The sequence below is a fragment of the Streptomyces sp. NPDC050121 genome (genome assembly GCF_044460385.1).
Classification (GTDB): Bacteria; Actinomycetota; Actinomycetes; order Streptomycetales; family Streptomycetaceae; genus Streptomyces; species Streptomyces soliscabiei.
Map to the genome: position 1 here is coordinate 293,659 of NZ_JBITJV010000006.1, position 21,776 is coordinate 315,434.

General features: G+C 72.2%; 24 protein-coding genes and 1 riboswitch. Of the genes, 12 read left to right on the forward strand and 12 right to left on the reverse strand.

The window, feature by feature from the left end; translation table 11 throughout:
- Window positions 1–108: 108 nt before the first annotated feature.
- The 7 genes from ACIBTS_RS12455 to ACIBTS_RS12485 form a co-directional block, all read right to left on the reverse strand.
- Window positions 109–867 carry an urease accessory protein UreD gene (locus tag ACIBTS_RS12455; RefSeq protein WP_399318792.1) on the reverse strand — a complete coding sequence of 253 codons (759 nt, stop codon included), beginning with the start codon at window positions 865–867 and terminating at the stop codon, window positions 109–111.
- 1 nt (window position 868) lies between these two features.
- Window positions 869–1,546: an urease accessory protein UreG gene (gene ureG, locus ACIBTS_RS12460; protein ID WP_399318794.1), complete on the reverse strand. Its 678-nt coding sequence runs from the start codon at window positions 1,544–1,546 to the stop codon at window positions 869–871.
- A gap of 136 nt (window positions 1,547–1,682) precedes the next feature.
- Window positions 1,683–2,357, reverse strand: coding sequence for an urease accessory protein UreF (locus ACIBTS_RS12465; RefSeq protein ID WP_399318795.1), 675 nt, complete (start codon window positions 2,355–2,357; stop codon window positions 1,683–1,685).
- A gap of 28 nt (window positions 2,358–2,385) precedes the next feature.
- Window positions 2,386–4,107 carry an urease subunit alpha gene (locus tag ACIBTS_RS12470; RefSeq protein WP_399318797.1) on the reverse strand — a complete coding sequence of 574 codons (1,722 nt, stop codon included), beginning with the start codon at window positions 4,105–4,107 and terminating at the stop codon, window positions 2,386–2,388.
- Window positions 4,100–4,411, reverse strand: a complete 312-nt coding sequence (locus ACIBTS_RS12475) for an urease subunit beta (RefSeq protein WP_399318798.1) — start codon at window positions 4,409–4,411, stop codon at window positions 4,100–4,102. Before ACIBTS_RS12475 ends, ACIBTS_RS12470 begins: the two co-directional genes overlap by 8 nt.
- 10 nt (window positions 4,412–4,421) lie before the next feature.
- Window positions 4,422–4,724, reverse strand: coding sequence for an urease subunit gamma (locus ACIBTS_RS12480; RefSeq protein ID WP_010988499.1), 303 nt, complete (start codon window positions 4,722–4,724; stop codon window positions 4,422–4,424).
- A gap of 266 nt (window positions 4,725–4,990) precedes the next feature.
- On the reverse strand, window positions 4,991–5,269 hold the full coding sequence (locus tag ACIBTS_RS12485) for a type II toxin-antitoxin system Phd/YefM family antitoxin (RefSeq protein ID WP_079663743.1): 279 nt from the start codon (window positions 5,267–5,269) through the stop codon (window positions 4,991–4,993).
- A gap of 74 nt (window positions 5,270–5,343) precedes the next feature.
- On the opposite strand from ACIBTS_RS12485, the gene ACIBTS_RS12490 reads away from it, so the two are divergent.
- The 3 genes from ACIBTS_RS12490 (at window position 5,344) to ACIBTS_RS12500 (ending at window position 7,316) form a co-directional block, all read left to right on the forward strand.
- Window positions 5,344–5,976: an ATP-dependent Clp protease proteolytic subunit gene (locus ACIBTS_RS12490; protein WP_399318800.1), complete on the forward strand. Its 633-nt coding sequence runs from the start codon at window positions 5,344–5,346 to the stop codon at window positions 5,974–5,976.
- Window positions 5,977–5,983: 7 nt separating this feature from the next.
- Window positions 5,984–6,289 (forward strand): hypothetical protein, encoded by a 306-nt coding sequence (locus ACIBTS_RS12495; protein WP_399318802.1) that lies wholly within the window; start codon window positions 5,984–5,986, stop codon window positions 6,287–6,289.
- Window positions 6,290–6,627: 338 nt separating this feature from the next.
- Window positions 6,628–6,839, forward strand: a riboswitch (cyclic di-AMP (ydaO/yuaA leader).
- Window positions 6,840–6,842: 3 nt separating this feature from the next.
- The gene (locus ACIBTS_RS12500; RefSeq protein WP_319675166.1) at window positions 6,843–7,316 is read left to right on the forward strand and encodes a C40 family peptidase; all 474 of its coding nucleotides are present in this window, start codon (window positions 6,843–6,845) and stop codon (window positions 7,314–7,316) included.
- Between the two features lie 53 nt (window positions 7,317–7,369).
- Here ACIBTS_RS12500 and ACIBTS_RS12505 read toward each other — a convergent pair whose 3' ends face one another.
- Window positions 7,370–7,852 carry an ATP-binding protein gene (locus ACIBTS_RS12505; RefSeq protein WP_399318804.1) on the reverse strand — a complete coding sequence of 161 codons (483 nt, stop codon included), beginning with the start codon at window positions 7,850–7,852 and terminating at the stop codon, window positions 7,370–7,372.
- Window positions 7,853–8,065: 213 nt separating this feature from the next.
- On the opposite strand from ACIBTS_RS12505, the gene ACIBTS_RS12510 reads away from it, so the two are divergent.
- Both ACIBTS_RS12510 and ACIBTS_RS12515 read left to right on the forward strand, forming a co-directional pair.
- Window positions 8,066–8,926, forward strand: a complete 861-nt coding sequence (locus tag ACIBTS_RS12510; RefSeq protein WP_319675164.1) for a helix-turn-helix transcriptional regulator — start codon at window positions 8,066–8,068, stop codon at window positions 8,924–8,926.
- Window positions 8,927–8,935: 9 nt separating this feature from the next.
- Window positions 8,936–9,169, forward strand: a complete 234-nt coding sequence (locus tag ACIBTS_RS12515) for a DUF397 domain-containing protein (RefSeq protein ID WP_079663737.1) — start codon at window positions 8,936–8,938, stop codon at window positions 9,167–9,169.
- A gap of 75 nt (window positions 9,170–9,244) precedes the next feature.
- On the opposite strand, the gene ACIBTS_RS12520 is transcribed toward ACIBTS_RS12515, so the two are convergent.
- Window positions 9,245–10,372, reverse strand: coding sequence for an 8-amino-7-oxononanoate synthase (locus ACIBTS_RS12520; RefSeq protein ID WP_399318806.1), 1,128 nt, complete (start codon window positions 10,370–10,372; stop codon window positions 9,245–9,247).
- A 147-nt stretch (window positions 10,373–10,519) separates the two neighbouring features.
- On the opposite strand from ACIBTS_RS12520, the gene bioB reads away from it, so the two are divergent.
- From bioB to bioD, 3 genes are read left to right on the forward strand one after another with little or no spacing between them, the layout of a single operon-like run.
- On the forward strand, window positions 10,520–11,722 hold the full coding sequence (gene bioB / locus ACIBTS_RS12525) for a biotin synthase BioB (RefSeq protein WP_399318808.1): 1,203 nt from the start codon (window positions 10,520–10,522) through the stop codon (window positions 11,720–11,722).
- Window positions 11,715–12,995 (forward strand): adenosylmethionine--8-amino-7-oxononanoate transaminase, encoded by a 1,281-nt coding sequence (locus tag ACIBTS_RS12530; RefSeq protein ID WP_399318810.1) that lies wholly within the window; start codon window positions 11,715–11,717, stop codon window positions 12,993–12,995. Before bioB ends, ACIBTS_RS12530 begins: the two co-directional genes overlap by 8 nt.
- 2 nt (window positions 12,996–12,997) lie before the next feature.
- Window positions 12,998–13,720, forward strand: coding sequence for a dethiobiotin synthase (gene bioD, locus ACIBTS_RS12535; protein WP_399318812.1), 723 nt, complete (start codon window positions 12,998–13,000; stop codon window positions 13,718–13,720).
- Here the strand turns inward: bioD and ACIBTS_RS12540 are convergent.
- The gene (locus ACIBTS_RS12540; RefSeq protein ID WP_399318814.1) at window positions 13,717–15,933 is read right to left on the reverse strand and encodes a LuxR C-terminal-related transcriptional regulator; all 2,217 of its coding nucleotides are present in this window, start codon (window positions 15,931–15,933) and stop codon (window positions 13,717–13,719) included. The two genes, bioD and ACIBTS_RS12540, sit on opposite strands and share 4 nt — an antisense overlap.
- 114 nt (window positions 15,934–16,047) lie before the next feature.
- Between ACIBTS_RS12540 and ACIBTS_RS12545 the strand changes: the two genes are divergently transcribed.
- Complete coding sequence (locus ACIBTS_RS12545) at window positions 16,048–16,734, forward strand: esterase/lipase family protein (protein WP_399318815.1); 687 nt, start codon at window positions 16,048–16,050, stop codon at window positions 16,732–16,734.
- Window positions 16,735–16,816: 82 nt separating this feature from the next.
- The gene (locus ACIBTS_RS12550; protein ID WP_399318817.1) at window positions 16,817–17,545 is read left to right on the forward strand and encodes a class I SAM-dependent methyltransferase; all 729 of its coding nucleotides are present in this window, start codon (window positions 16,817–16,819) and stop codon (window positions 17,543–17,545) included.
- 4 nt (window positions 17,546–17,549) lie between these two features.
- Here the strand turns inward: ACIBTS_RS12550 and ACIBTS_RS12555 are convergent, their stop codons facing one another.
- Window positions 17,550–17,924 carry a fic family toxin-antitoxin system, toxin component gene (locus tag ACIBTS_RS12555; RefSeq protein ID WP_319670548.1) on the reverse strand — a complete coding sequence of 125 codons (375 nt, stop codon included), beginning with the start codon at window positions 17,922–17,924 and terminating at the stop codon, window positions 17,550–17,552.
- 4 nt (window positions 17,925–17,928) lie between these two features.
- Complete coding sequence (locus ACIBTS_RS12560; RefSeq protein WP_399318819.1) at window positions 17,929–18,219, reverse strand: antitoxin; 291 nt, start codon at window positions 18,217–18,219, stop codon at window positions 17,929–17,931.
- A 147-nt stretch (window positions 18,220–18,366) separates the two neighbouring features.
- Between ACIBTS_RS12560 and ACIBTS_RS12565 the strand changes: the two genes are divergently transcribed.
- Entirely contained in the window at window positions 18,367–19,203 is an 837-nt protein-coding gene (locus ACIBTS_RS12565; protein WP_399318821.1) for an ABC transporter ATP-binding protein, read from the forward strand.
- A 4-nt stretch (window positions 19,204–19,207) separates the two neighbouring features.
- Window positions 19,208–21,775 carry an ABC transporter permease gene (locus tag ACIBTS_RS12570; RefSeq protein ID WP_399318823.1) on the forward strand — a complete coding sequence of 856 codons (2,568 nt, stop codon included), beginning with the start codon at window positions 19,208–19,210 and terminating at the stop codon, window positions 21,773–21,775.
- The last annotated feature ends 1 nt before the right edge of the window (window position 21,776 follow it).

Sequence of the window (21,776 nt, forward strand, 5' to 3'; positions counted from 1 at the left end):
TCCCTACCTAGTTATGGCGGCAGAGGGATCCTCTCGGCTGTGAGGTGCCTGAGAACAGGTGCCGTTGACCTTCTTTGCCAATCCGATAACCGGAGCAGAACGTACCGCTCACCGGATGTCGAGCGCGGCGAGCGCCTCGTCCAGCACACGGCGCAGCCGCAGGCCGTCGGGCGCCACGGCGGTGACGAGGGCGGCGGGCCCGGCCAGCGGCATGACACAAGCCTGCTCCCCGAGGACCCGGGCCGCCACCGCCTGCTCGGCGAACTCGGGCCGGACGACGACGAGTTGGCCCAGGGCGCGGTGTCCCGCGAGTACGGCGGGCCCGTCCCAGCCACCGGGAGCGCCGGGCCCGCAGGCCAGCTCCTGATCGAGGACGACCCGCCCGGCGACCCGTACGACGAGCCGGCTGGTGAGCCGGCCGGGCTCCTCCCCCACCCGCCCGAGGACCTGCTCCTCGCGCAGCACGAGCCGGGCCCCGGCATCGAGGTCTGCCCGGGTGGCGACGAACAGGTCACTGCCCTTGGCCGAGATCAACTGCTCGGGCAGCCAGTGCAGTTCACCGTCGTCGGCGACCCTCAGGCGTACGTCGTAGTGGGCTTCGTCCTTGGTCTGGCCGGGCAGCGCGATGGTGGCGGCGGCCGATCCCACCCGCAGCCGGGCGCCGCTGCCTACGTCCGCCTCGACGGCGAAGCGGTCGCCGCCGAGGGGTCCGCTCATCGCTCCGACCAGCACGACCCGCGCTTGACCGCCCGTGCCCCGGGTGCGCCGCAGGGCGAGCGGCCCGTCGCTCTCCAGAACGGGCAGCGCGGTCCCCCCACGCCCGTCGCCGCGCGCCCCGATCCGCGCGGTGGCGTGCACCCCGCTCATGTCACGCCGTCCATGCGGCGAGCCTCGTCCGCACCCACGCGGCGACGTCGCTCACCCCGCTGTCGCCGCGCAACGACTGGAAGACGACGGGCAGTTCGGCGCGCTGGGCCTTGGCGTCGGCGGCCATCCGGGCGAGGTCGGAGCCGACGTACGGCGCGAGGTCGGTCTTGTTGACGACGAGCAGGTCGGCGGTGGTGACACCGGGCCCGCCCTTGCGCGGGATGTCGTCCCCGCCCGCGACGTCGATCACGAAGATCTGCGCGTCGACGAGCCCCTTGGAGAAGGTGGCGGTCAGGTTGTCCCCGCCGGACTCGACCAGCACGAGATCGAGCGGCCCGACGGCGTCCTCCAGATCCTCCACGGCCTCCAGATTGGCGGAGATGTCGTCCCGGATCGCGGTGTGCGGACAGGCGCCCGTCTCGACGGCGGTGATCCGCTCGGGTGGCAACACGGCTTCCCGGAGCAGGAACTCGGCGTCCTCGCGGGTGTAGATGTCGTTGGTGACGACGGCGAGGGACAGCTCGTCCCGCAGCTCCCGGCAGAGCGCGGCGACGGTGGCGGTCTTCCCGGACCCGACGGGCCCACCGAGCCCGATCCGCAGGGCCCGGCGCGAACCGTCGGACCGACGCGCGTCGGCACTGACGGCGGCGGGCCCGTGGGTGGAGTGACCAAGATGCACAACGGCTCCTGTTCAGCCGGTCTGGGCCGATTCAGCCTGTCCGGCGTTTGAGGACGAGGCCCGTTTCAGGGCCGAACGGGGTCTGGGGGCAAAGCCCCCGGGGATGGGACGGGAAGGGGCGGCGGGGGCGAGCAACCTAGGAGGCGAACAGCCGCACGGCCCAAGCCGCATGCACCTCCGCCCCGATCTCCAGCAGCGGCGCGGAAGCCGCAGGCAAGGCGTCGACCCCGCCCGCCGCCACCGCCGTGCCGGCGGACACCGCCCGGTCGACCACCCGGTCCAGCTCCGGCGCCAGCCGGGCCAGGACGGCACTCGCCTCGAACGGGTCCAGGCTCAGCAACCGCACCACGGCCGTCGCCGGCCCGCTCACGCTCTCGTACACCGAGCAGTACGCCGCGTCCTGCGCCCCCAGGCCGGCCGCCCGCGCGGTCAGGCCCAGGACCACCGGCTGGTGCGCCCCCTTGGGGAACTCCCGTGCCAGGGCGTCCAGTTCGGCGCTCGGCCAGGTCGCGCGGGCGGCCCGCATCAGTTGCCGGCCCAGTCGCCGTGCGGCCGTCCGCAGCGCCGGGGACGGTGTGCGGGCGTCCGCCGCCGCGTCCAGCTGCGCCGGGTCCGCCCCGGCGGCCGCGGCCGCGGCCAGCGCCGCGGCCACCAGCCCCGCCGTGTGCAGCCGTCCCCGGCAGAAGGCCTCCAGGCTCGCCGCGTCGGTGATCCGCCCGGCCTTGACGGCCTCCTCCGCCCCGCCGGAGTGCGCGTGCCCTCCGGCGGGGAAGCGGCCGTCGGCCAGGACCAGAAGTGCTGCCCCGCCCATCACGGACCACCTGTCGTCGACGTGTCCATCAGAATAGGAAGTACCGCTGGGCCATGGGCAGTTCGGCGGCAGGAGTCGCCTCGACGAGTTCCCCGTCGATGTGCACGGCGAAGCTGTCGGGATCGACCTGGACGCGCGGCCGGGCGTCGTTCTCCCGCATGTCCGCCTTGGTCACCGCGCGTGTGGAGTCGATGGCGACGAACTTCTTGCCCAGCTGGAGCCGTTCCGGCAGCCCGTCCTCGATGGCGAGAGGGGCCACGAAGTTGAACGAGTTCGACGCCGGCGCGCGCCCGATCGCCCCGTACATCGGCCGCGGCAGGATCGGCTGCGGGGTCGGGATCGAGGCGTTGGCGTCGCCCATCTGCGCGTACGCGATCTGCCCACCCTTGATGACGAGGTGCGGCTTGACGCCGAAGAACGCCGGCTCCCACAGCACCAGGTCGGCGAGCTTGCCGCCCTCGACCGAGCCGATCTCGCGGGCCAGGCCCTGTGCGAGCGCCGGGTTGATCGTGTACTTGGCGATGTAGCGGCGTACCCGGTGGTTGTCCGCGCGGCCGTCGCCGGGCAGCGCACCCCTGCGCCGCTTCATCACGTGTGCCGTCTGCCAGGTCCGCATGACGACCTCGCCGACCCGGCCCATGGCCTGCGCGTCGGAGGAGATGATCGAGATCGCGCCGAGGTCGTGCAGGACGTCCTCGGCCCCGATCGTGGACGGCCGGATCCGGGACTCGGCGAACGCCAGGTCCTCCGGGACCGCCGCGTTCAGGTGGTGGCACACCATCAGCATGTCGAGGTGTTCCTCGGCGGTGTTCACCGTGTACGGCCGGGTCGGGTTGGTCGAGCTCGGCAGCACGTGCGGCTCCGAGACGACGGTCATGATGTCCGGCGCGTGTCCGCCGCCCGCGCCCTCGGTGTGGTAGGCGTGGATGCCGCGGCCGGCGATCGCGGCGAGGGTGTCGCCCACGAAACCGGCCTCGTTGAGGGTGTCCGTGTGGATGGCGACCTGGATGCCCGTCCGGTCGGCGACGGTCAGCGAGGCGTCGATGACGGCCGGGGTCGACCCCCAGTCCTCGTGCAGCTTCAGGCCCAGCGCCCCGCCCCGGATCTGCGACAGCATCGCCTCCTGGGAGACGGTGTTGCCCTTGCCGAGGAACCCGATGTTCAGCGGGTACTGCTCCATCGCCTCCAGCATGCGCGCGAGGTGCCAGGGGCCGGGGGTCACGGTGGTCGCCTTCGAGCCCTCGGCCGGCCCGGTGCCGCCGCCCACGAGCGTGGTGACACCCGAGGACAGCGCCTCGTCGGCGATCTGCGGGCAGATGAAGTGGACGTGCGCGTCGACGGCGCCGGCCGTCAGAATGCGTCCGTTGCCCGCGATGACCTCGGTCTCGGGGCCGATGACCAGTTCCGGGTGGACGCCGTCCATCGTGTCGGGGTTGCCGGCCTTGCCGATGCCGGTGATCCGCCCGTCGCGGATGCCGACGTCGGCCTTCACCACACCCCAGTGGTCGACGATGACCGCGCCCGTGATGACGGTGTCGGGCGTGCCGTCGGCGCGCGTGGCGCGGGACTGGCCCATGGACTCACGGATGACCTTGCCGCCGCCGAAGACCGCCTCCTCACCGGCGAGGCCGGGGCCGCCGGAACGATCCTCCTCGATCTCGATCAGCAGGTCGGTGTCGGCGAGCCGGATGCGGTCGCCGGTCGTCGGGCCGAACAGGTCGGCGTAGGCGGCACGCGAGATCTCAGGCATCGAGGGCACCTCCGGTCTCCCCGCGCAGCCCGGGTACGACACGGGCGCCGGCAAGGGGGACGAGTTCGACGTCGACGGGGATCCCGGGCTCGAAGCGCACGGCGGTGCCGGCGGCGACGTTCAGCCGCTTGCCGCGCGCGGCGGCGCGGTCGAAGGCCAGGCCCGGGTTGGCCTCGGCGAAGTGGTAGTGGGAGCCGACCTGGACGGGCCGGTCGGCGGCGTTGAGGACGGTCAGCCGGGTGACCTCGCGGCCTTCGTTGTACACGACGGGCTCGTCCGCGAACAGGATCTCTCCGGGAATCATCGAGGCCCTTTCAGACGATCGGGTCGTGGACGGTGACGAGTTTGGTGCCGTCCGGGAAGGTGGCCTCGACCTGCACGTCGTGGATCATCTCGGGGATGCCCTCCATGACGTCGTCGCGGGTGAGCAGCTTGCGGCCGGAGGACATGAGCTCGGCGACCGTACGGCCGTCACGCGCGCCTTCGAGGATGTGCGACGTGATGAGGGCCACGGCCTCCGGGTGGTTCAGCTTGAGCCCACGGGCCCGGCGCTTCTCGGCGACGTCGGCCGCCACGTGGATCAGCAGCCTCTCCTGCTCGTGCGGGGTCAGTTGCACGTCCCACCTCACATCCTCGCTCCGGGCCGTGCGGGGCCCGGTTGCCGCGGCCACGGGGAAAAGTCCCTGGTGGCATGGACCGGCAGGCTAGTTGGACCGCGTTTCGGGCCTGTTAACCGGGCGGTGCCCGATGCATGATCGCGACAGCGGGCGGCGTCCCGCTCATCGACGCGCCCAGGTCCTCCCGCCGTATCCATCCCACGGCAAGGCCGCCCGGGACGGCACCGAGGACCGAACCGTATACAGCTCGCCGGCCGGCGGCGTCCTCACGAGGGGTTCGGCCCCCGGTGTTCCGCCGCGATGCCGAACCGCTGCTGTTCGCGGGGAGCGGACGCGACCTCGCGCACGGCGGAGACGGAGCGGATCACCGGCTCCTCCACGGGCCGGTCCAGCTCGTCGAGTCGCTCCAGGTCGGCGGCGGAGACGAGGGCGACCAAGGGCTTGCCGTGCCGTGTCACGACGACGCGCTCTCCGCCGTACACCACGCGGTTGATCAGGTCGGCGAGTTCAGCCCTGGCTTGCGTCACCGGAATCTCGTAGGCCATACCCCCATTCTAACGTCACGTACGTCCTGTACATTTTTTACAGATGCGCCCGACACAGAAGGAGGGGCTTTCCGATGACCCGACCGTCCGCCCGCCATGTCCTGCCCGAGTTCACCGAACGCACGAGCTTCGGCAGCCGGACGATGGATCCGTACTCGAAGCTGTTGGAGGAGCGGATCGTCTTCCTGGGGACGCCGATCGACGACTTCTCGGCGAACAACGTGATGGCCCAGTTCATGTACCTGGAGCACAAGGACCCGGACCGGGACATCGCGCTGTACATCAACTCCCCCGGCGGCTCGTTCAGCGCGATGACCGCCCTGTACGACACGATCCGGTACGTCACCTGCGACGTGGAGACGACCTGTCTGGGCCAGGCAGGTTCGTCGGCGGCGGTGCTGCTCGCGGCGGGCACGCCGGGCAAGCGGTTCGCGCTGCCGGGCGCGCGGATGACGATCCGCCAGCCGTCCCTGCCCGAGCCCGTCGAAGGACAGGCCAGCGATCTCGCCATCCAGGCCGATGAACTGGCGCGCATCCGGGCCACCCTGGAGGGGATGCTCGTCCTGCACACCGGGCGCAGCCCGGAGCAGGTCAGCGCGGACATCGAGCGCGACAAGTTCCTCACCGCCCCGGAGGCCCTGGCGTACGGCCTGGTGGACGGCATCGTCTCCACCCGCAAGACCTCGGCCGGCCAGGGCGGGAGGTGAGGGGCCGATGGTGCCCGAACTGCCGCCGCTGCCCGCGTTGACGCGCGCCGAGGCCGAGTTGGTCGACGGTTACCTCGACGTCGTCGACCTGCTCGGCCGTATCAACCCCGCCCACCACGGCGACACGTACCGCGGGCTGCGGGCCGCCCAGGCGCTGGTGAGCAAGGCCGCCGTACTGCGTGACGCGCTGGCGCTGATGCACCAGCGGGGCGAGAACGAGCTGCACGCCCCGACGCTCGCGCGGGCGCTGCGCGTCCTGGACGGGGAGCGCCGCACGGCGCGCGTCACGGTGCCTCCGCTCTCCGACAGTTGACGCGACCCGGCTCCGGCCGGGCGGTCCGCGCCCCGTGCGTGCCGTCCGGCCCGGAGTTGAAACGGACCAGACGGGCGACCCCCGTTCGGCGTAGCGTGCGCTGCCTTCCACGGCCGGTAGAGGTTGCGCAAATGGACGCTCTTCGGGCGGAATAAAGGGCTCCACCGCTGGTCCGGGGCCCTGTGGCCGCCTTGACACCTGATCGGCCATCAGGGTGTCCACCCGAACGGGTGAGTGGTGAGTAACCCCACAAATCCCCGGTTCCGTTGGGATTTTCGGACATCCGTGAGCCAAGATCCCTGACTGACGACAAGCCCCCGCCACAAGAGGCGGGGCGGTCCGGGCGGACGCCGAGTCCTGCCGCCGCCCGGACGACCGGTCGACAGAAGTGCATCGGCAGGAGTGGAGGACCCAAGCACGACGGGTCGCCGGAACGGTCACGCCATGACCGGGCCGAGCAGCCCTTGGGGTGAAGCCGCGTCAGCGGCCGGGCAACTTCGCCAGCCCGAATCCGACAGGTCATCCTTCACAGGCGGCTGACGAAGGGTTGCGCATGACTGCGCTCAATCGTGTCCCGTCGCTCATGGTCCGGGCCGGTACGGCCTCGGCCTTCGCCATCGCCGCCGTCGGCGGCTCGGTCGTGGTTCCCGGGCTCGCCCCGGACGCCTCGGCTGCCACACCGGCGACGAAGGCACTCCAGATCGCGGCCTCCAAGAAGGGCGCTCCGTACAAGTACGGGGCCACCGGGCCGAAGAGGTTCGACTGCTCCGGGCTCACGCTGTACTCGTACAAGAAGGCGGGCAAGACCCTGCCTCGGACGGCGGCCCAGCAGTACAACAAGACGAAGCACATCTCGGCGTCCAGCCGCAAGGCGGGCGACCTCGTGTTCTTCCACTCGGGTTCGAACGTGTACCACGTCGGGATCTACGCGGGTAACGGCAAGATCTGGCACTCGCCGAAGACCGGGGACGTGGTGAAACTGCAGAAGATCTGGAGCAAGAGCGTCTGGTACGGCCGGGTCCGCTGAGCCATCGGGTCCAGTGAGCCTCCCGGGGCGACGCCGGCGTCCCTGACGCGCCGTCACCGCCCCGGGATCTCGCCCTCCGCCGGGGCAGTCAGGGCTCCGGCCACCGGCTCCGCCGCCGGGACGGTCCACGGGAGTACGACGGTGACCGTCTTGCCGCCCTCCCGGGTGGGCCGCACTCTGAGCTTGCCGCCGCACTCCGCGGTCAGCCAGCGAATGATCACCAGGCCTCGGCCGTTGTCCTGCTGGACGGCGGCCGGCAGTCGTTTCGGGAAGCGCGGGTGGCTGTCGGTGACGCCGATGCGCAGCTGTTCGTCACGGTCGAGGACGAGGTCCACCGTGAAGGTGGGTGACTGCCCGAAAGTGTGCTGTACGGCGTTGGTGGCGAGTTCTGAGACGATCAGCCGGACGGTGTCGGCTGCCTCCGTGTCCGCCGGCAGACCCCACTCCCCGAGAGTGCCGACCACGAAGCCGCGTGCCGTGGAGACCGAAGCGGGATCGCTCGGCAGAGTGACGGATGCTTCCAGGTGATCTGCCATGGCGACGTCGTCCCTTTCCCACGGGACCGAAGTCCGACACGGTGCGTGTGGTTCGAGTACGGTCCCGGACTGGTGCTTCTTCGCCAGACTGCCATTACCACGCCGGTCACGGGTGGCGATCCACCAAGTTATGCATATATCTGTCGCTCGATGCGGTGAACTCTGCGACGACAGAGCGTATTTGGACGGCCCGTAAGGAGTAAGGAGGAGCCCATGCAACACGGTCCCGCGGTGCGCCGCCGGAAACTGGGCGCCGAACTGCGCACACTGCGTACCCAGGCGGGCCTCACCAGTGGTGAGGCGGCCCGGCTCGTGGGCTGGCACCAGTCCAAGGTGAGCCGCATCGAGACCGGCACCAGTGGGTCAAAACCGGCCGATGTGCGGTTACTCCTCGACGCCTACGGCGTGGCCGATCCACAGCTGCGGGAACTGATGCTGGCGCTGGCGGGCGCCGAGGGCAGCGGCGGTCGAGACCACTGGTGGCACGCCTACCGGGGGGTGCTGCCGCCCACCTACCGTGACTTCATCAGTCTGGAGTCCCAGGCGAGCGCGATGCGCACACTGGAGACGAGTGTGGTACCGGGGCTACTGCAGACGCCCGAGTACGCGCGCGCGGTGACCAGGGCCGCAGTGGAGGGCGTCGACGAGGAGCAGCTCGACACCCTGGTGGAGGTACGGCTGGCCCGCCAGGACGTGCTGCGCGCGCAGCCGCCGCTGGAGCTGAACGCGGTGCTGGACGAGGCGGTGCTGCGGCGGGAGGTGGGCGGGCCCGAGGTGATGGCGCATCAGCTCGGCCGGCTGGTGGAGGCGGCCCGGCTGCCGCAGGTGAGACTTCAGGTCCTGCCGTTCTCCGCCGGGGCGCATATCGGCCTAACCGGCCCTTTCGTTATCTTCTCATTTTCGCGCACTTCTGATCTGGATGTGGTTGTTCTCGACCACTTGACGAGTAGCGTCTATCTCGAACGGAAAGAAGACCTCCAGGCCTACACCGAGGCCTTCAACGCCCTTCGGGCGCACGCCCTTTCGCCCGGGGACTCATCGGATTACATCGCCGCGATAGCCGACGGCGCGTAAGGAGGCACCATGTCCGCACTACCGCGGAACGTACCTTCCAGTACCGATTCCGATCATCTCCCGCAGGTGCGGTGGCTGCGCAGCAGCTACAGCACGGGAGCGAACAACTGCGTGGAGACCGCCCGGCCGGCCATCGGCCCCTGGGCCGGCCTGCTCGCCGTACGCGACTCCAAGGACCCGGCCGGACCCGCCCTGCTCTTCTCCCCCGAGAGCTGGACGGGCTTCACGGCGGCGTTCCGCTGAGCACACCGCAGCACACCACACCGCAGTAGTCGGCAATCGGTGCTCAGCGGCGACCCACGGCCGTGTCACGCCGACTCATGGTCGTGTCTCGTCGATCACCCGTACAGCGCGTTCCAGCTCGGCCCCGGAGAGGTCCGCACGGGCGGTCAGCCTCAGGCGTGAGATGCCGTCGGGCACGGAGGGAGGACGGAAGCAGCCCACGGCCAGGCCTGCCGACCGGCAGTCCGCCGCCCACCGCACGGCCTCCTCCGGGGACGGCGCACGCACGGAGACGACCGCGGCGTCCGGACGCACCGCTTCCAGGCCCGCGGCCGTCAGCCGGGAGTACAGCTCGTCCGCCACCGCACGGGCGCGCGGCGCGCGCTGCGGCTCCGCGCGTAGCAGCCTGAGGGCGGCCAGCGCCGCGCCCGCCGCCGCCGGGGCCAGGCCGGTGTCGAAGATGAACGTCCGAGCCGCGTTGACCAGATGGTCGATCACGCGCGCGGGGCCCAGCACCGCACCGCCCTGACTGCCGAACGACTTCGACAGCGTGACCGTGACGACGACGTCGTCGGCGCCCGCGAGACCCGCCGCGTACGGAGCGCCTCGGCCGCCGTCCCCGAGCACGCCGAGCCCGTGGGCGTCGTCGAGGACCAGTCCGGCGCCGTGCTCCCGGCAGGCGGCCGCGAGGGCCACCAGCGGGGCGGCGTCGCCGTCGACGGAGAAGACCGTGTCGGAGACGGCCACGGCCGGACCGTCGTGCGTGCCGAGCGCCTTGCGCACCGCCTGCGGGTCGGCGTGTCCGACGACCTGGGTGGCGCCGCGGGCCAGTCGGCAGCCGTCGATGAGCGAGGCGTGGTTTCCCGCGTCGGAGACGATCAGCGAGCCGTGCGGGGCCAGCGCGGTGACGGCGGCGAGGTTGGCCGCGTACCCGGAGGAGAACACGAGGGCCGCCTCGAACCCGCAGTGCTGCGCGAGCTCCCGCTCCAGCTCGCCGTGCAGCTCGGTGGTGCCGGTGACCAGTCGGGAACCGGTCGCGCCGCCGCCCCACGTCCTGGCGGCCTCCACGGCCCCCGCCACGACCCGGGGATGCCGGGCCAGACCCAGGTAGTCGTTGCTCGCGAGGTCGAGGAGCGGCGAGTCGGCCGGGCGGGGCCGCAGCGTCCGCACAAGTCCGGCGCGGCGGCGCAGCTCCGCCTGCTCGTCGATCCAGCCGAACGCCATGGGTCCTCCGGGCTTTTGTAGGTAGCGGACAGACACTAGCGGCAGCGATCGCCACCCATGGTGTGGCAATACCCACACGTCGAAGCGGGTGTGTTGTGCGATCCCTACCTTGGCCCGAAGCGGGTGCGTAGGACAGGATCGGCTCTCATGGACCTGCTGAACACGCTGGTGGACAAGGGGCTTCGGCGCGAGCTGCCGACCCGCGAGGAAGCTCTGGCCGTCCTCGCCACTTCCGACGACGACGTGCTGGACGTGGTGGCCGCGGCCGGGAAGGTGCGCCGGCACTGGTTCGGGCGACGGGTGAAGCTCAACTATCTCGTCAACCTCAAGTCGGGCCTGTGCCCCGAGGACTGCTCGTACTGCTCGCAGCGGCTCGGCTCCACGGCCGGGATCCTGAAGTACACCTGGCTCAAGCCCGACGAGGCCTCCCGGGCCGCCGCGGCGGGGCTCGCGGGCGGGGCCAAGCGGGTCTGTCTGGTGGCGTCCGGGCGCGGTCCGACGGACCGGGACGTCGACCGGGTGGCCGGCACCATCAAGGCGATCAAGGAAGAGAACGAGGGCGTCGAGGTGTGCGCCTGTCTGGGCCTGCTCTCCGACGGCCAGGCCGAGCGGCTGCGCGAGGCGGGCGCGGACGCCTACAACCACAACCTGAACACCTCCGAGTCGACGTACGGGGACATCACGACCACGCACACGTACGCCGATCGGGTGGACACGGTCAACAAGGCGCACGCGGCCGGCCTGTCGGCCTGCTCGGGTCTGATCGCCGGCATGGGCGAGAGCGACGAGGACCTCGTCGACGTGGTGTTCTCGCTGCGCGCGCTGGACCCCGACTCGGTGCCGGTCAACTTCCTCATCCCGGTCGAGGGCACCCCGCTGGCCAAGGAGTGGAACCTCACCCCGCAGCGGTGTCTGCGGATCCTGGCGATGGTCCGGTTCGTCTGCCCGGACGTCGAGGTGCGCATCGCGGGCGGCCGCGAGGTCCATCTGCGCACCATGCAGCCGCTGGCCCTGCACCTGGCCAACTCGATCTTCCTCGGCGACTACCTCACGACCGAGGGCCAGGCCGGCAAGGCCGACCTGGAGATGATCGCGGACGCCGGGTTCGAGGTGGAGGGCGCGGGCGAGGTCACGCTGCCCGAGCACCGGGTGACGGCGGGCGGTGACTGCGGGTCCCACGAGGGCGGCGGCTGCGGTGCGCACGAGAGCGCGGGCTGCGGATCCCACGAGGGCGGCGGCGTGTGCGGTGGCGCTGCCGTCGCTGAGGCTCCCGCGGTGAGCGAGCCGCGTACCGACCTGGTCGCCGTGCGCCGCCGCGGCGCCGGTACCGACCTCGCGCCCAATGCCTGAGCTGCCCGTCTCCGAACTGCTCGAACTCGACCGGCGGCATGTGTGGCATCCCTACGGTCCGATGCCCGGCCGGGTGGACCCGCTCGTCGTCGCGTCGGCGAGCGGGGTGCGGCTGCGCCTCGCGGACGGCTCGGGTGAGCTGGTCGACGGCATGTCGTCCTGGTGGTCGGCGATCCACGGCTACAACCACCCCGTGCTGAACGAGGCCGCGCGCGAACAGCTCGGGCGGATGAGCCATGTGATGTTCGGCGGGCTGACCCACGAGCCCGCGGTACGGCTCGCGAAGCTCCTTGTCGACATGTCGCCCGACGGTCTGGAGCATGTCTTCCTCGCCGACTCCGGTTCGGTGTCGGTCGAGGTCGCGGTGAAGATGTGCCTGCAGTACTGGCGTTCGCTGGGCCGCCCGGGCAAGCAGCGGCTGCTGACCTGGCGCGGGGGCTACCACGGCGACACCTGGCAGCCGATGTCCGTGTGCGACCCCGAGGGCGGGATGCACGACCTGTGGACCGGGGTCCTGCCCCGGCAGGTGTTCGTGGACCCGCCGCCGGTCGAGTACGAGGAGTCGTACGCGGAGCAGCTGCGTGCGGCGATCGAGCGGCACGCCGACGAACTGGCCGCGGTGATCGTGGAGCCGGTGGTGCAGGGCGCGGGCGGGATGCGGTTCCACTCCCCCGCGTATCTGCGGGTGCTGCGCGAGGCGTGCGACGCGCACGACGTGCTGCTGGTGTTCGACGAGATCGCGACCGGGTTCGGGCGCACCGGCGCGCTGTTCGCGGCGGGGCACGCGGCGGTGACCCCGGACGTGATGTGCGTCGGCAAGGCGCTGACCGGCGGCTATATGACGATGGCGGCGACCCTGTGCACCTCCCGGGTGGCCGACGGGATCTCGCGGGGCGAGGTGCCGGTGCTGGCGCACGGGCCGACGTTCATGGGCAATCCGCTCGCGGCCGCCGTCGCCTGCGCCTCCATCGAACTGCTGCTCGGACAGGACTGGCTCGCGGAGGTCAAGCGGATCGAGACCGGACTGCGGGACGGGCTGGCCCCCGCCCTCGACATCCCGGGCGTCCGGGACGTCCGTGTCCTCGGCGCCATCGGAGTCGTCCAGCTCGACCACGCGGTGGACATGAAGGCGGCCACGGCGGCGGCCGTGCGGGAGGGCGTCTGGCTGCGCCCGTTCCGCGATCTGGTCTACACGATGCCGCCCTACGTCACCGGTGACGTGGACGTGGCTCGGATCGCGCGCGCGGTGTGCGCCGCGGCGCGGGAGGGATGAACATGCCGATCCTGGTGATCACGGGGACGGGCACGGAGGTCGGCAAGACCGTCACGACGGCCGCGATCGCCGCGTCGGCGCTGGCGGCGGGGCGCTCGGTGGCCGTGCTGAAGGCCGCGCAGACCGGCGTCGGGCCGGACGAGCCCGGGGACGCCCACGAGGTCGCGCGGCTCGCGGGAGCGCTCACGGCGGCCGAACTCGCCCGCTATCCCGAGCCGTTGGCCCCGGCGACGGCGGCACGCCGGGCGGGCCTCGCGCCGGTGCGGCCGTACCAGGTGGTGGAAGCGGCCCAGAAGCTGGCGACGGACCACGACCTGGTGCTCGTCGAGGGCGCGGGCGGTCTGCTCGTACGGTTCGACGAGGCGGGCGGGACGCTGGCCGACGCGGCGCAGGCGCTGCGGGCGCCGGTGCTGGTGGTGGCGTCGGCGGGGCTCGGCACGCTGAACACCACGGAACTGACGGCCCGTGAACTGCGCTCGCGAGGCGTGGAGTTGCTGGGCGTCGTGATCGGCAGCTGGCCCGACTCCCCCGACCTGGCGTCCCGTTGCAACGTGGCGGACCTGCCGGAGGTGGCCGGGGCGCCCCTGTTGGGCGCGCTCCCGGCCGGATCGGGTGCGCTCGCGCCAGCCGACTTCCGTACCGCGGCGCCCGGTTGGCTGGCGCCGCGCCTGGACGGGACGTGGGAGGCGCAGACGTTCCGGACGGGAACCGGTTTCGGCGCTTAGGGTCTGTCGTCGGCGTCCGCGAGCAGCCGTACGAGTTCGATGCGGGAGCGGATGCCGAGGCGGGTGAAGACGCCGCGCAGATGGTGGTCGATGGTGCGGGGGCTGAGGGCGAGGCGGGCGGCGATCTCGCGGTTCGTGGCGCCGTCGGCGGCCATGCGGGCGACCAGTAGTTGCTGCGCGGTCAGGTCGGTCGTCGGGCGTCGGGCGCCACCGGCCGGCGCGGCCGCGGGCGCGCCGAGTGCGCGGAGTTCGGCGCGGGCGGCCTCCGCGCAGTGCGGGGCGCCGAAGGAGTCGAACGCCGCCAGGGCGCTGTGCAGCCGGTCGCGGGCCTCGGTGCGCCGGCGCAGTCTGCGCAGGGCACTGCCGAACAGCAGCTCCGTGCGGGCGCGTTCGACGGCGCGGGCGCCTTCGGCGTGCAGGTCGAGGGCTGTGCGGTAGTGGTCGAGGGCGTCGGCGCCCGGGCTGAGCAGGGCCCGGCAGCGGGCGCTGAGGGCGAGGTCGTCGGGGCTGCCGACGGCACGGGCCCAGCGGTCGTAGTCGGCGTGCGCGGCACGGGCGACGCGGGTGTCGCCGGTGCGGGCGGCGGCCTCGACATAGTGCGGGGTGGCGAGGTGGCGGATGGCCCGGTGTCCGTGGCCCGGGCCGGAGGCGGCGAGGGCGCGCAGCCGGGTCGCGGCGGCGTCGTAGCGGCCGGAGCCGAGGTCGAGGTAGGCGAGGGCCCACTGGGCGAGGGCGGCGGGCAGGCCCAGCCCGTGGGCGAGGGCGTACGAGCGGGCGGCCGCGGCTCGCTCCCGGCACAGGTCGCCGTCGCCGGTGAGCGCGGCGAACATCGCCAGGGCGGCCTGGAGATGGCAGGCGCCGTTGTCCTGTCCGGTGGCGTACGCCTGCCGCAGGGCGTCCAGCGCGGCGGTCTCGGCGGCCCGCGGGCGGCCGGTCCAGAACTCGGCGTAGGCGCGGAACTCCATGGCCTGGGACACGGCCGTGGTGAGGCGCCGGGCGCGGGCGGCGGCGGCCGCGCGGACGGTGGCGGTGGCGGCGCGGGGGTGGTCGCCGAGCATCAGCGCGGCGATGCCCGCGTGGACGAGAAGGGTGGGGTCACCGCCGGGCCCGCACCGTCCCGCGGTCGCCTCCAGCAGAACGCGCGCATCGTCGTACCGCCCGTCGACGGCCGCGGCGATCCCGCCCGACACACCCGGCGGGTCCACGCCCAGCTCCCTGGCGACCGCCACCACTTCACGACATCGACGCAGGTCACCGGTGTAGACGGCGGCTTCGGCGGCGCGGGCGAGGAGGTGGGAGGCGGGGGCGAGGGGCGCCGGCGGGACGGCGTCGCCGGCGCGCCGCGTGCGCGCCGCGCCGGCCAGCAGGGCGTCGAAGGCCTCCGTCGCGTTGCCCGTGCGCAGGGCGAGGATGCCGGTGAGGGCGCCCGAGTGTGTGCGGGCGGCAAGGGTGCGGGAGCGGTCGCCGTCGCCCGAGTGCCAGGCGTCGGTCGCCGCGTCGGCGAGGAGGCGGGACTGTTCGCGGGGGTCCGCGCAGAGCGCGGCGGCGCGTTCGGCGAGGGCGCCCGAGAGGGCCGGCTCCGCGGCGGCACGTGCCTGGGCGGCCGCCGCCGTCAGTTCCGCGGCGAGCCGCGCGCTGGGGCCGAGCGCGCCCGCGCCCCGGTGCCAGGACCGCCGGGGCGTCTCCGCCGGCCCGTGCAGAACGCGGGCGAGCAGTCGGTGGACGTCGCGCCGGTCGGCCGGAACGGCCGTCTCGTAGGCGGCGATCCGGGTCCAGGCGTCGCGGAAGCCGACGCCGCCGGCCGTGGCGTAGGCGAGACCGGCCGTCTCGGCCGCCTCCAGGGGCCGGGTGTCGAGGCGGGCGGCGGCCACGGCCCGCAGGAAGGCGTGGGTGGCCACCGGGTACTGGTCGGCGGCGGCCAGCAGAAGCAGCAGCCGGGTGTCCTCCGGCAGGGCGCGGAGCTCCCGGCGGTAGCCCCGCAGCAGGGCCGGAGCGAGCTCGGCGGGTTCGGTCGGCAGCGGGTCGAGGCCGGCCCGTTGCCGTTCGGTCAGCCGCGCCGCGAGTTCGGCGGCGGCGCGCGGATCGCCGTATACGAGCCGCAGCACGCGCACGCGGACGCCGTCCGGCAGCGCCGAGGCCGGGTGCGGACCCGCGTCCGGGGGCGGCGGTGGCGAAGTGCGGTCAAGAGGTGGGGGGTTCACCGGTGTCACCACACAACTGACGTTACTGGCGGGTTACTTGAACCGTAAAGACCGGCGATTTCACCGATGCGGCGCGCGTAGACCCGCCGGACACTCCTGGCAACCCCACCCGTTTCAGGAGGCATCATGCAGCGCCCCAAGCGTCGCATCGCCGCGGCTCTCTCGGCCGTGGTCTCTTCGCTCCTGCTGTCACTGTCCTTCTCCGCCCCCACAGCCCACGCGGCGACCCACGACCCGATCGTCTTCGTGCACGGCATCAGCAGCTCGTCGAGCAGCTGGGACGACTGGGTCGCCGACTTCAAGGCCGACGGCTACGCGGCCTCCGAGCTCGACGCGTGGACCTACAGCTGGTCCCAGTCGAACGCCACCACCGCCTCGCAGCTGGCCACCGAGATCAAGAACGTGCTGGCGAGAACCGGCGCGAGCAAGGTCGACGTCGTCGTCCACTCCATGGGCGCGCTCAGCTCCCGCTACTACCTCAAGAACCTCGGCGGGACGGCGTACGTGGACGACTTCGTCTCCGTCGCCGGCACCAACCACGGCACGTCGGTCGCCGCGTGGTGCAGCTGGCTGTACACCTCCTGCGCCGAGATGGTCACCGGCAGCTCTTTCGTCACCGCGCTCAACTCCGGTGACGAGACCCCGGGCAGCGTGAACTACGCGACCTACTGGTCGAACTGCGACGCCGCCGTCGACCCGGACTCCTCGGCGCTGCTGAGCGGGGCCACCAACGTCGGCGTCGGGTGCATCTCGCACGACGACATGAACAACGACCACGGCGTGTACGAACGGGTGCGCGACTTCGTCCAGTAGCCGCACGCGACGGAACAGCGGGGGTGCGACGGGCCCGCGCGGGGGAGAATCCAGGTAGGCCCGTCCTGCCCGGGAGGTCGCCATGCGACTGTGCTCCACCGGTTCCGGCTCCGGTTCCGGTTCCGGTTCCGGTTCCGGTTCCGGTTCCGGCAAGGTGCTCGGTGATCCCGTCCACCATCCGCTGTTCGCCCGCTGCTACGCCCGGCTGGGCGCGGCCGCCGAGACCCGGGCCGGTCTCGCCGGTGTGCGCGACCGGCTGCTCGCCGGACTCTCCGGCCGGGTCATCGAGATCGGCGCGGGCAACGGGCTCAACTTCGCGCACTATCCCGGCGCCGTCTCGGAGGTCGTCGCGATCGAACCCGAGCGCGGGATGCGGCAGGCGGCGCTGGAGGCCGCCCTGCGCGCCGAGGTCCCGGTCGACGTCGTGCCGGGCGTCGCCGAGGCCCTGCCGGTCAAGAGCGAGGCCTTCGACGCGGCGGTGCTCTCGCTGGTGCTGTGCAGCGTGCGGGACGTGCCACGCGCCCTGGCCGAGCTGCGGCGGGTGCTGCGGCCCGGCGGCGAGGTGCGGTTCCTCGAACACGGGCCGGGCGGCGGCCGGGCGATGCGGTTCACCCAGCGCGCGCTGGACCGTACGGTGTGGCCGCATCTGGCCGGCGGCTGCCGGCTCACCCGTGACGCGGTCGGCGCACTGGGCGAGGCCGGATTCGAACTCGGCCCTTACGGACGGCTGTTGCTGCCGGAGAAGGGGTTGCGGCTGCCGTTCTCCTACTGCGTGACCGGTACCGCCCGTCGGCCCGACGCGCCCGACTGAGGCCTCACAGGCTCCACTGGCGCAGTTCCTGCGCGATGTCGGACACCGACGTCTGCCCGTCCTTCACCAGCCGGGCCAGGTCGCGGACCTGTTCGGGCGAGGTGGCGACCTTCAGGCCGCTGGCGACGAGATAGGCGTATGCGACGGCGCAGGCGAACAGGGCGTTGGAGCGCTCCAACGCGGGGACGTGGATGAGGAGTTGGAGCAGGGCCGCGGCGCGGGCCTGCGGGTCGTCGTAGACGGGGACGTCGAATATCTCGGCCTGGTGGCGTGCCACGGCCGCGACCAGTGCCCCCCAGTCGGTGACCTGGGGGTCCCCCGGGGTGTTCTGTTCGGCGAGCATGAGGAGCCAGGCGAGGTCGATACGAAGGTCGCTCAAGGGATCAGCGGCGACCTTCGCGCGTACCGGCCTCACGCGTACCGGCCTCGTGCGTACCCGCGCCACGGGTGCCGCCGCCTTCGCGCTCCGCGCCGAACTCCTCCACGAAGACGGCCTCGTACTGCTTCATGAAGTCACTGGCCGCCTCGACGAACGTATGACCGATTTCCCCGGCGTCCTGTCTGACCAGCTCTTCTATGTAGCGGTTGACGCTCATGCCGCGCGCCGTGGCGCGCTCGCGGGCGGCCCGGGCCGTGCCCTCGTCGACGCGTACGTTCAGCTGGGTCTTCGCCATACCTCGACGCTAGCGCCGTGATGCTAGCAGCGGCAAGGGCGGCCGGGAATCGAAAAGGAATGCGCGGTGTGCGCCGGGTCACACTACGCTCGGCCAGGAGGGATACCGGCGCGTAGTCGGCCCGTCCACGCGAGCGAGGAGGAAGCCTTGTCCACACCTGCTGCGGAGCATGCCCCCGGCCTGGCCCTGGCCGACCGGATCGCGGCCCGCGCCCGCGGTCTGACCAAGGCGTACGGCTCGGGCGAGACCACGGTGCTCGCTCTGGACTCGGTGGACGTGGACATCGCGCGCGGCCGTTTCACCGCCGTCATGGGCCCGTCCGGCTCGGGGAAGTCCACCCTGATGCACTGTCTGGCCGGCCTCGACACCGTCTCGGCCGGTCAGGTGTGGCTCGGCGACACCGAGATCACGGGGCTGAAGGAGCGGGAGCTGACCCGGCTGCGGCGGGACCGGATCGGGTTCATGTTCCAGTCGTTCAACCTGATCCCGACGCTCAACGCGGCCGAGAACATCACCCTGCCCATGGACATCGCCGGGCAGAAGCCGGACCAGAAGTGGCTGGACCAGGTGATCGACACGCTGGGCCTGCGGGACCGGCTCAAACACCGGCCCTCGCAGCTGTCCGGGGGCCAGCAGCAGCGCGTGGCCTGCGCCCGGGCGCTCGCCTCCCGGCCCGAGCTGATCTTCGCCGACGAGCCGACCGGCAACCTGGACTCGCGGGCGGGCCTGGAGGTGCTCGCCTTTCTGCGCCAGGCCGTGGACGACCTCGGCCAGAGTGTCGTCATGGTCACCCATGACCCGGGCGCCGCCGCCCACTCCGACCTGGTGCTCTTCCTCGCGGACGGGCGCATCGTGGACGAGATGGAACAACCCACGGCGGAGGCGGTACTGGAGCGAATGCGCCTTTTCTCCGGGGCCGCCCCCCGGACCCCCGGTCTCGACGTCAGCCGCGCGCTGGTCGACGGCGCCCCCGAGGAGGACTGACCCCGTGCTGAAGGCGACACTGCGAAGCTTTCTCGCGCACAAGGGTCGGCTGCTGCTGTCCGCGCTCGCCGTCGTCCTGTCGGTGGCGTTCGTCGCGGGCAGCCTGATCTTCTCCGACACCGTGACGCGCACCTTCGACCGGCTCTTCGCCTCCACCGCGGCGGATGTGACGGTCAAGCCCAAGGACGACCTGAGCTCCTCCGTGCCGACCGGCGCGGTCCAGACCCTGCCCGCCTCCCTCGCCGGGCAGCTGGCCCGCGTGAACGGGGTCGCGTCGGCCCACCCGGACGTGAGCGTGGAGAACATCACGGTCGTCGACAGCGGGAACAAGTCCGTCGGACCCACCACGGGCGCGCCGACCATCGCCACCGACTGGTACCTCACCGACCGCAGCCCCGTGAAGCTGACCGACGGCCACGCCCCGCACGGCGCCGGCGAGGCCATGCTGGACGCCGACACCGCCGACAAGAAGCATGTGAAGATCGGCAACACGCTCACCGTGATGGCCCAGCCGGGCTCGTTCAAAGTGGAGATCGTCGGCATCGCCACCTTCACTACCACCAACCCGGGCGCGGCCCTGGTCTTCCTCGACCCCGGGACGGCCGCCACGAAGCTCCTGGGCTCGGCGGACAGGGCCACGAGCATCTCCGTCGACGCCGCCGGCGGCGTGAACGACACGGTCCTCAAGCAGCGCGTCGCCGCAGCGGTCGGCGCCGGGCCCTACGACGTGAGGACCGCCGACGAGCAGGCCAAGTCGTCGGCACAAGCCCTGGGCGGGTTCCTCGACGTCATCAAGTACGTGATGCTCGGCTTCGCCGGGATCGCCGTCCTGGTCGGCGTGTTCCTGATCGTCAACACGTTCTCGATGCTGATCGCCCAGCGCACCCGTGAGCTGGGCCTGCTGCGCGCCCTGGGCGCCGACCGGCGTCAGGTGCGGCGCTCGGTGCTCACCGAGGCGGTGCTGCTCGGCGTCGTCGGCTCGACGCTCGGTCTCGCCGCCGGCATCGGCCTCGCGGCCGGGCTGATCAAGCTGATGAGTGCGTTCGGCATGAACCTGAAGACCACGGAGATGGTCGTCGGCTGGGCGACCCCGGTGGCGGCGTACGTGGTCGGCGTCGGCGTCACCTTCGTGGCGGCCTACCTGCCGGCCCGGCGCGCCGGGACCGTGTCGCCCATGGCGGCGCTGGCGGACGCGGACGTCGCCGGGGTGGGCCGGCCGCTGAAGGTGCGCGCGGCGGTCGGCGCGGTCGTCGGGGCGCTCGGCGTGGCCGCGCTCGTGGGCTGCGTGTCCTCCTCGAGGACGGCGTCGGCGGCCTCCCTGCTGGGCCTGGGCGTGGTCCTCACGCTCATCGCCACGGTCGTCGCGGGCCCGCTCCTGGTGCGTCCGGTGATCCGTGTCCTCGGCGGCGCCTTCCCGGCGCTGTTCGGTTCCGTCGGCCGGATGAGCCAGCGCAACGCGCTGCGCAATCCACGCCGTACGGGCGCCACGGCCGCCGCGTTGATGGTGGGCCTCGCCCTGGTGGGCGGGATGTCGGTGGCGAGCGCCTCCATGTCCAAGTCCTTCGACCAGCAGATCGACCGGACGCTGGGCGCCGACTTCGTCATCCAGAACGCCAAGTTCACCCCGTTCTCCAGCGAGGTCACGGACGCCGTACGCGGCACCGAGGGCGTCGGCCTCGTCGTACGGCAGCGGTTCGCGCCGGTCGCCGTACGGCTGCCCGACGGCAAGCGGCTCAAGACGACCGCCAGCGGTTACGACGACCGGATCGACGACGTCGCGCATGTCACCTACGCGCAGGGGGACTCGGCGGGCGCGCTGGCCGCCGGCGCCATCGGCATGGACGTCGACTTCGCCAAGGACCACGGGGTGCGGCTCGGCACCGTGCTGCCGGTGGAGTTCCCCGGCGACCGGACGACGTCGCTGAAGGTCGGCGCGCTCACCGACCAGGACTCCGCCGAGGGGTTCGGGACGCAGGGCGGCCTGTTCTTCGGGATCGCGACCGTCGAGAAGTATGTGCCGGGCGGGCAGGACTCCGCGCTGTACGTGAACGCGAAATCCGGCACGACGGCCGACCGGCTGCGCCCCCGACTGGACACGACGCTCGACGCGTATCCGCAGGTGCAGGCACGTGACCAGGCGGACTACAAGAAGCTGGTGCATGACCAGATCGCCGTCCTGCTGTACCTGGTGTACGCGCTGCTCGGGCTCGCGATCGTCATCGCGGTGCTCGGCGTGGTCAACACGCTGGCGCTGTCGGTGGTGGAGCGCACCCGGGAGATCGGGCTGCTGCGCGCCATCGGGCTGGCCCGGCGGCAGTTGCGCCGGATGATCCGGCTGGAGTCGGTGGTGATCGCGGTGTTCGGCGCGGTGCTGGGGCTGGCGCTCGGCCTGGTGTGGGGCGTGTGCATACAGCAGGTGCTGGAGTTGCAGGGCATGAAGGCGCTCGCGATCCCGTGGGGCACGATCGTCGCGGTCGTCGTGGGCTCGGCGGTCGTCGGTGTCGTGGCGGCGCTGCTGCCGGCGTTGCGTGCCTCCCGGATGAACGTGTTGGCGGCGATCGCGCACGAGTGAC

Excerpts from the sequence above, each read along its gene's own strand:
- ACIBTS_RS12455 (WP_399318792.1), bottom strand. The coding sequence starts at position 867 with ATGAGCGGGGTGCACGCCACCGCGCGGATCGGGGCGCGCGGCGACGGG.
- ACIBTS_RS12465 (WP_399318795.1), bottom strand. The coding sequence starts at position 2,357 with ATGGGCGGGGCAGCACTTCTGGTCCTGGCCGACGGCCGCTTCCCCGCC.
- ACIBTS_RS12470 (WP_399318797.1), bottom strand. The coding sequence starts at position 4,107 with ATGCCTGAGATCTCGCGTGCCGCCTACGCCGACCTGTTCGGCCCGACG.
- ACIBTS_RS12475 (WP_399318798.1), bottom strand. The coding sequence starts at position 4,411 with ATGATTCCCGGAGAGATCCTGTTCGCGGACGAGCCCGTCGTGTACAAC.
- ACIBTS_RS12485 (WP_079663743.1), bottom strand. The coding sequence starts at position 5,269 with ATGGCCTACGAGATTCCGGTGACGCAAGCCAGGGCTGAACTCGCCGAC.
- ACIBTS_RS12490 (WP_399318800.1), top strand. The coding sequence starts at position 5,344 with ATGACCCGACCGTCCGCCCGCCATGTCCTGCCCGAGTTCACCGAACGC.
- ACIBTS_RS12495 (WP_399318802.1), top strand. The coding sequence starts at position 5,984 with ATGGTGCCCGAACTGCCGCCGCTGCCCGCGTTGACGCGCGCCGAGGCC.
- ACIBTS_RS12500 (WP_319675166.1), top strand. The coding sequence starts at position 6,843 with ATGACTGCGCTCAATCGTGTCCCGTCGCTCATGGTCCGGGCCGGTACG.
- ACIBTS_RS12505 (WP_399318804.1), bottom strand. The coding sequence starts at position 7,852 with ATGGCAGATCACCTGGAAGCATCCGTCACTCTGCCGAGCGATCCCGCT.
- ACIBTS_RS12510 (WP_319675164.1), top strand. The coding sequence starts at position 8,066 with ATGCAACACGGTCCCGCGGTGCGCCGCCGGAAACTGGGCGCCGAACTG.
- ACIBTS_RS12515 (WP_079663737.1), top strand. The coding sequence starts at position 8,936 with ATGTCCGCACTACCGCGGAACGTACCTTCCAGTACCGATTCCGATCAT.
- ACIBTS_RS12520 (WP_399318806.1), bottom strand. The coding sequence starts at position 10,372 with ATGGCGTTCGGCTGGATCGACGAGCAGGCGGAGCTGCGCCGCCGCGCC.
- bioB (WP_399318808.1), top strand. The coding sequence starts at position 10,520 with ATGGACCTGCTGAACACGCTGGTGGACAAGGGGCTTCGGCGCGAGCTG.
- ACIBTS_RS12530 (WP_399318810.1), top strand. The coding sequence starts at position 11,715 with ATGCCTGAGCTGCCCGTCTCCGAACTGCTCGAACTCGACCGGCGGCAT.
- bioD (WP_399318812.1), top strand. The coding sequence starts at position 12,998 with ATGCCGATCCTGGTGATCACGGGGACGGGCACGGAGGTCGGCAAGACC.
- ACIBTS_RS12545 (WP_399318815.1), top strand. The coding sequence starts at position 16,048 with ATGCAGCGCCCCAAGCGTCGCATCGCCGCGGCTCTCTCGGCCGTGGTC.
- ACIBTS_RS12550 (WP_399318817.1), top strand. The coding sequence starts at position 16,817 with ATGCGACTGTGCTCCACCGGTTCCGGCTCCGGTTCCGGTTCCGGTTCC.
- ACIBTS_RS12560 (WP_399318819.1), bottom strand. The coding sequence starts at position 18,219 with ATGGCGAAGACCCAGCTGAACGTACGCGTCGACGAGGGCACGGCCCGG.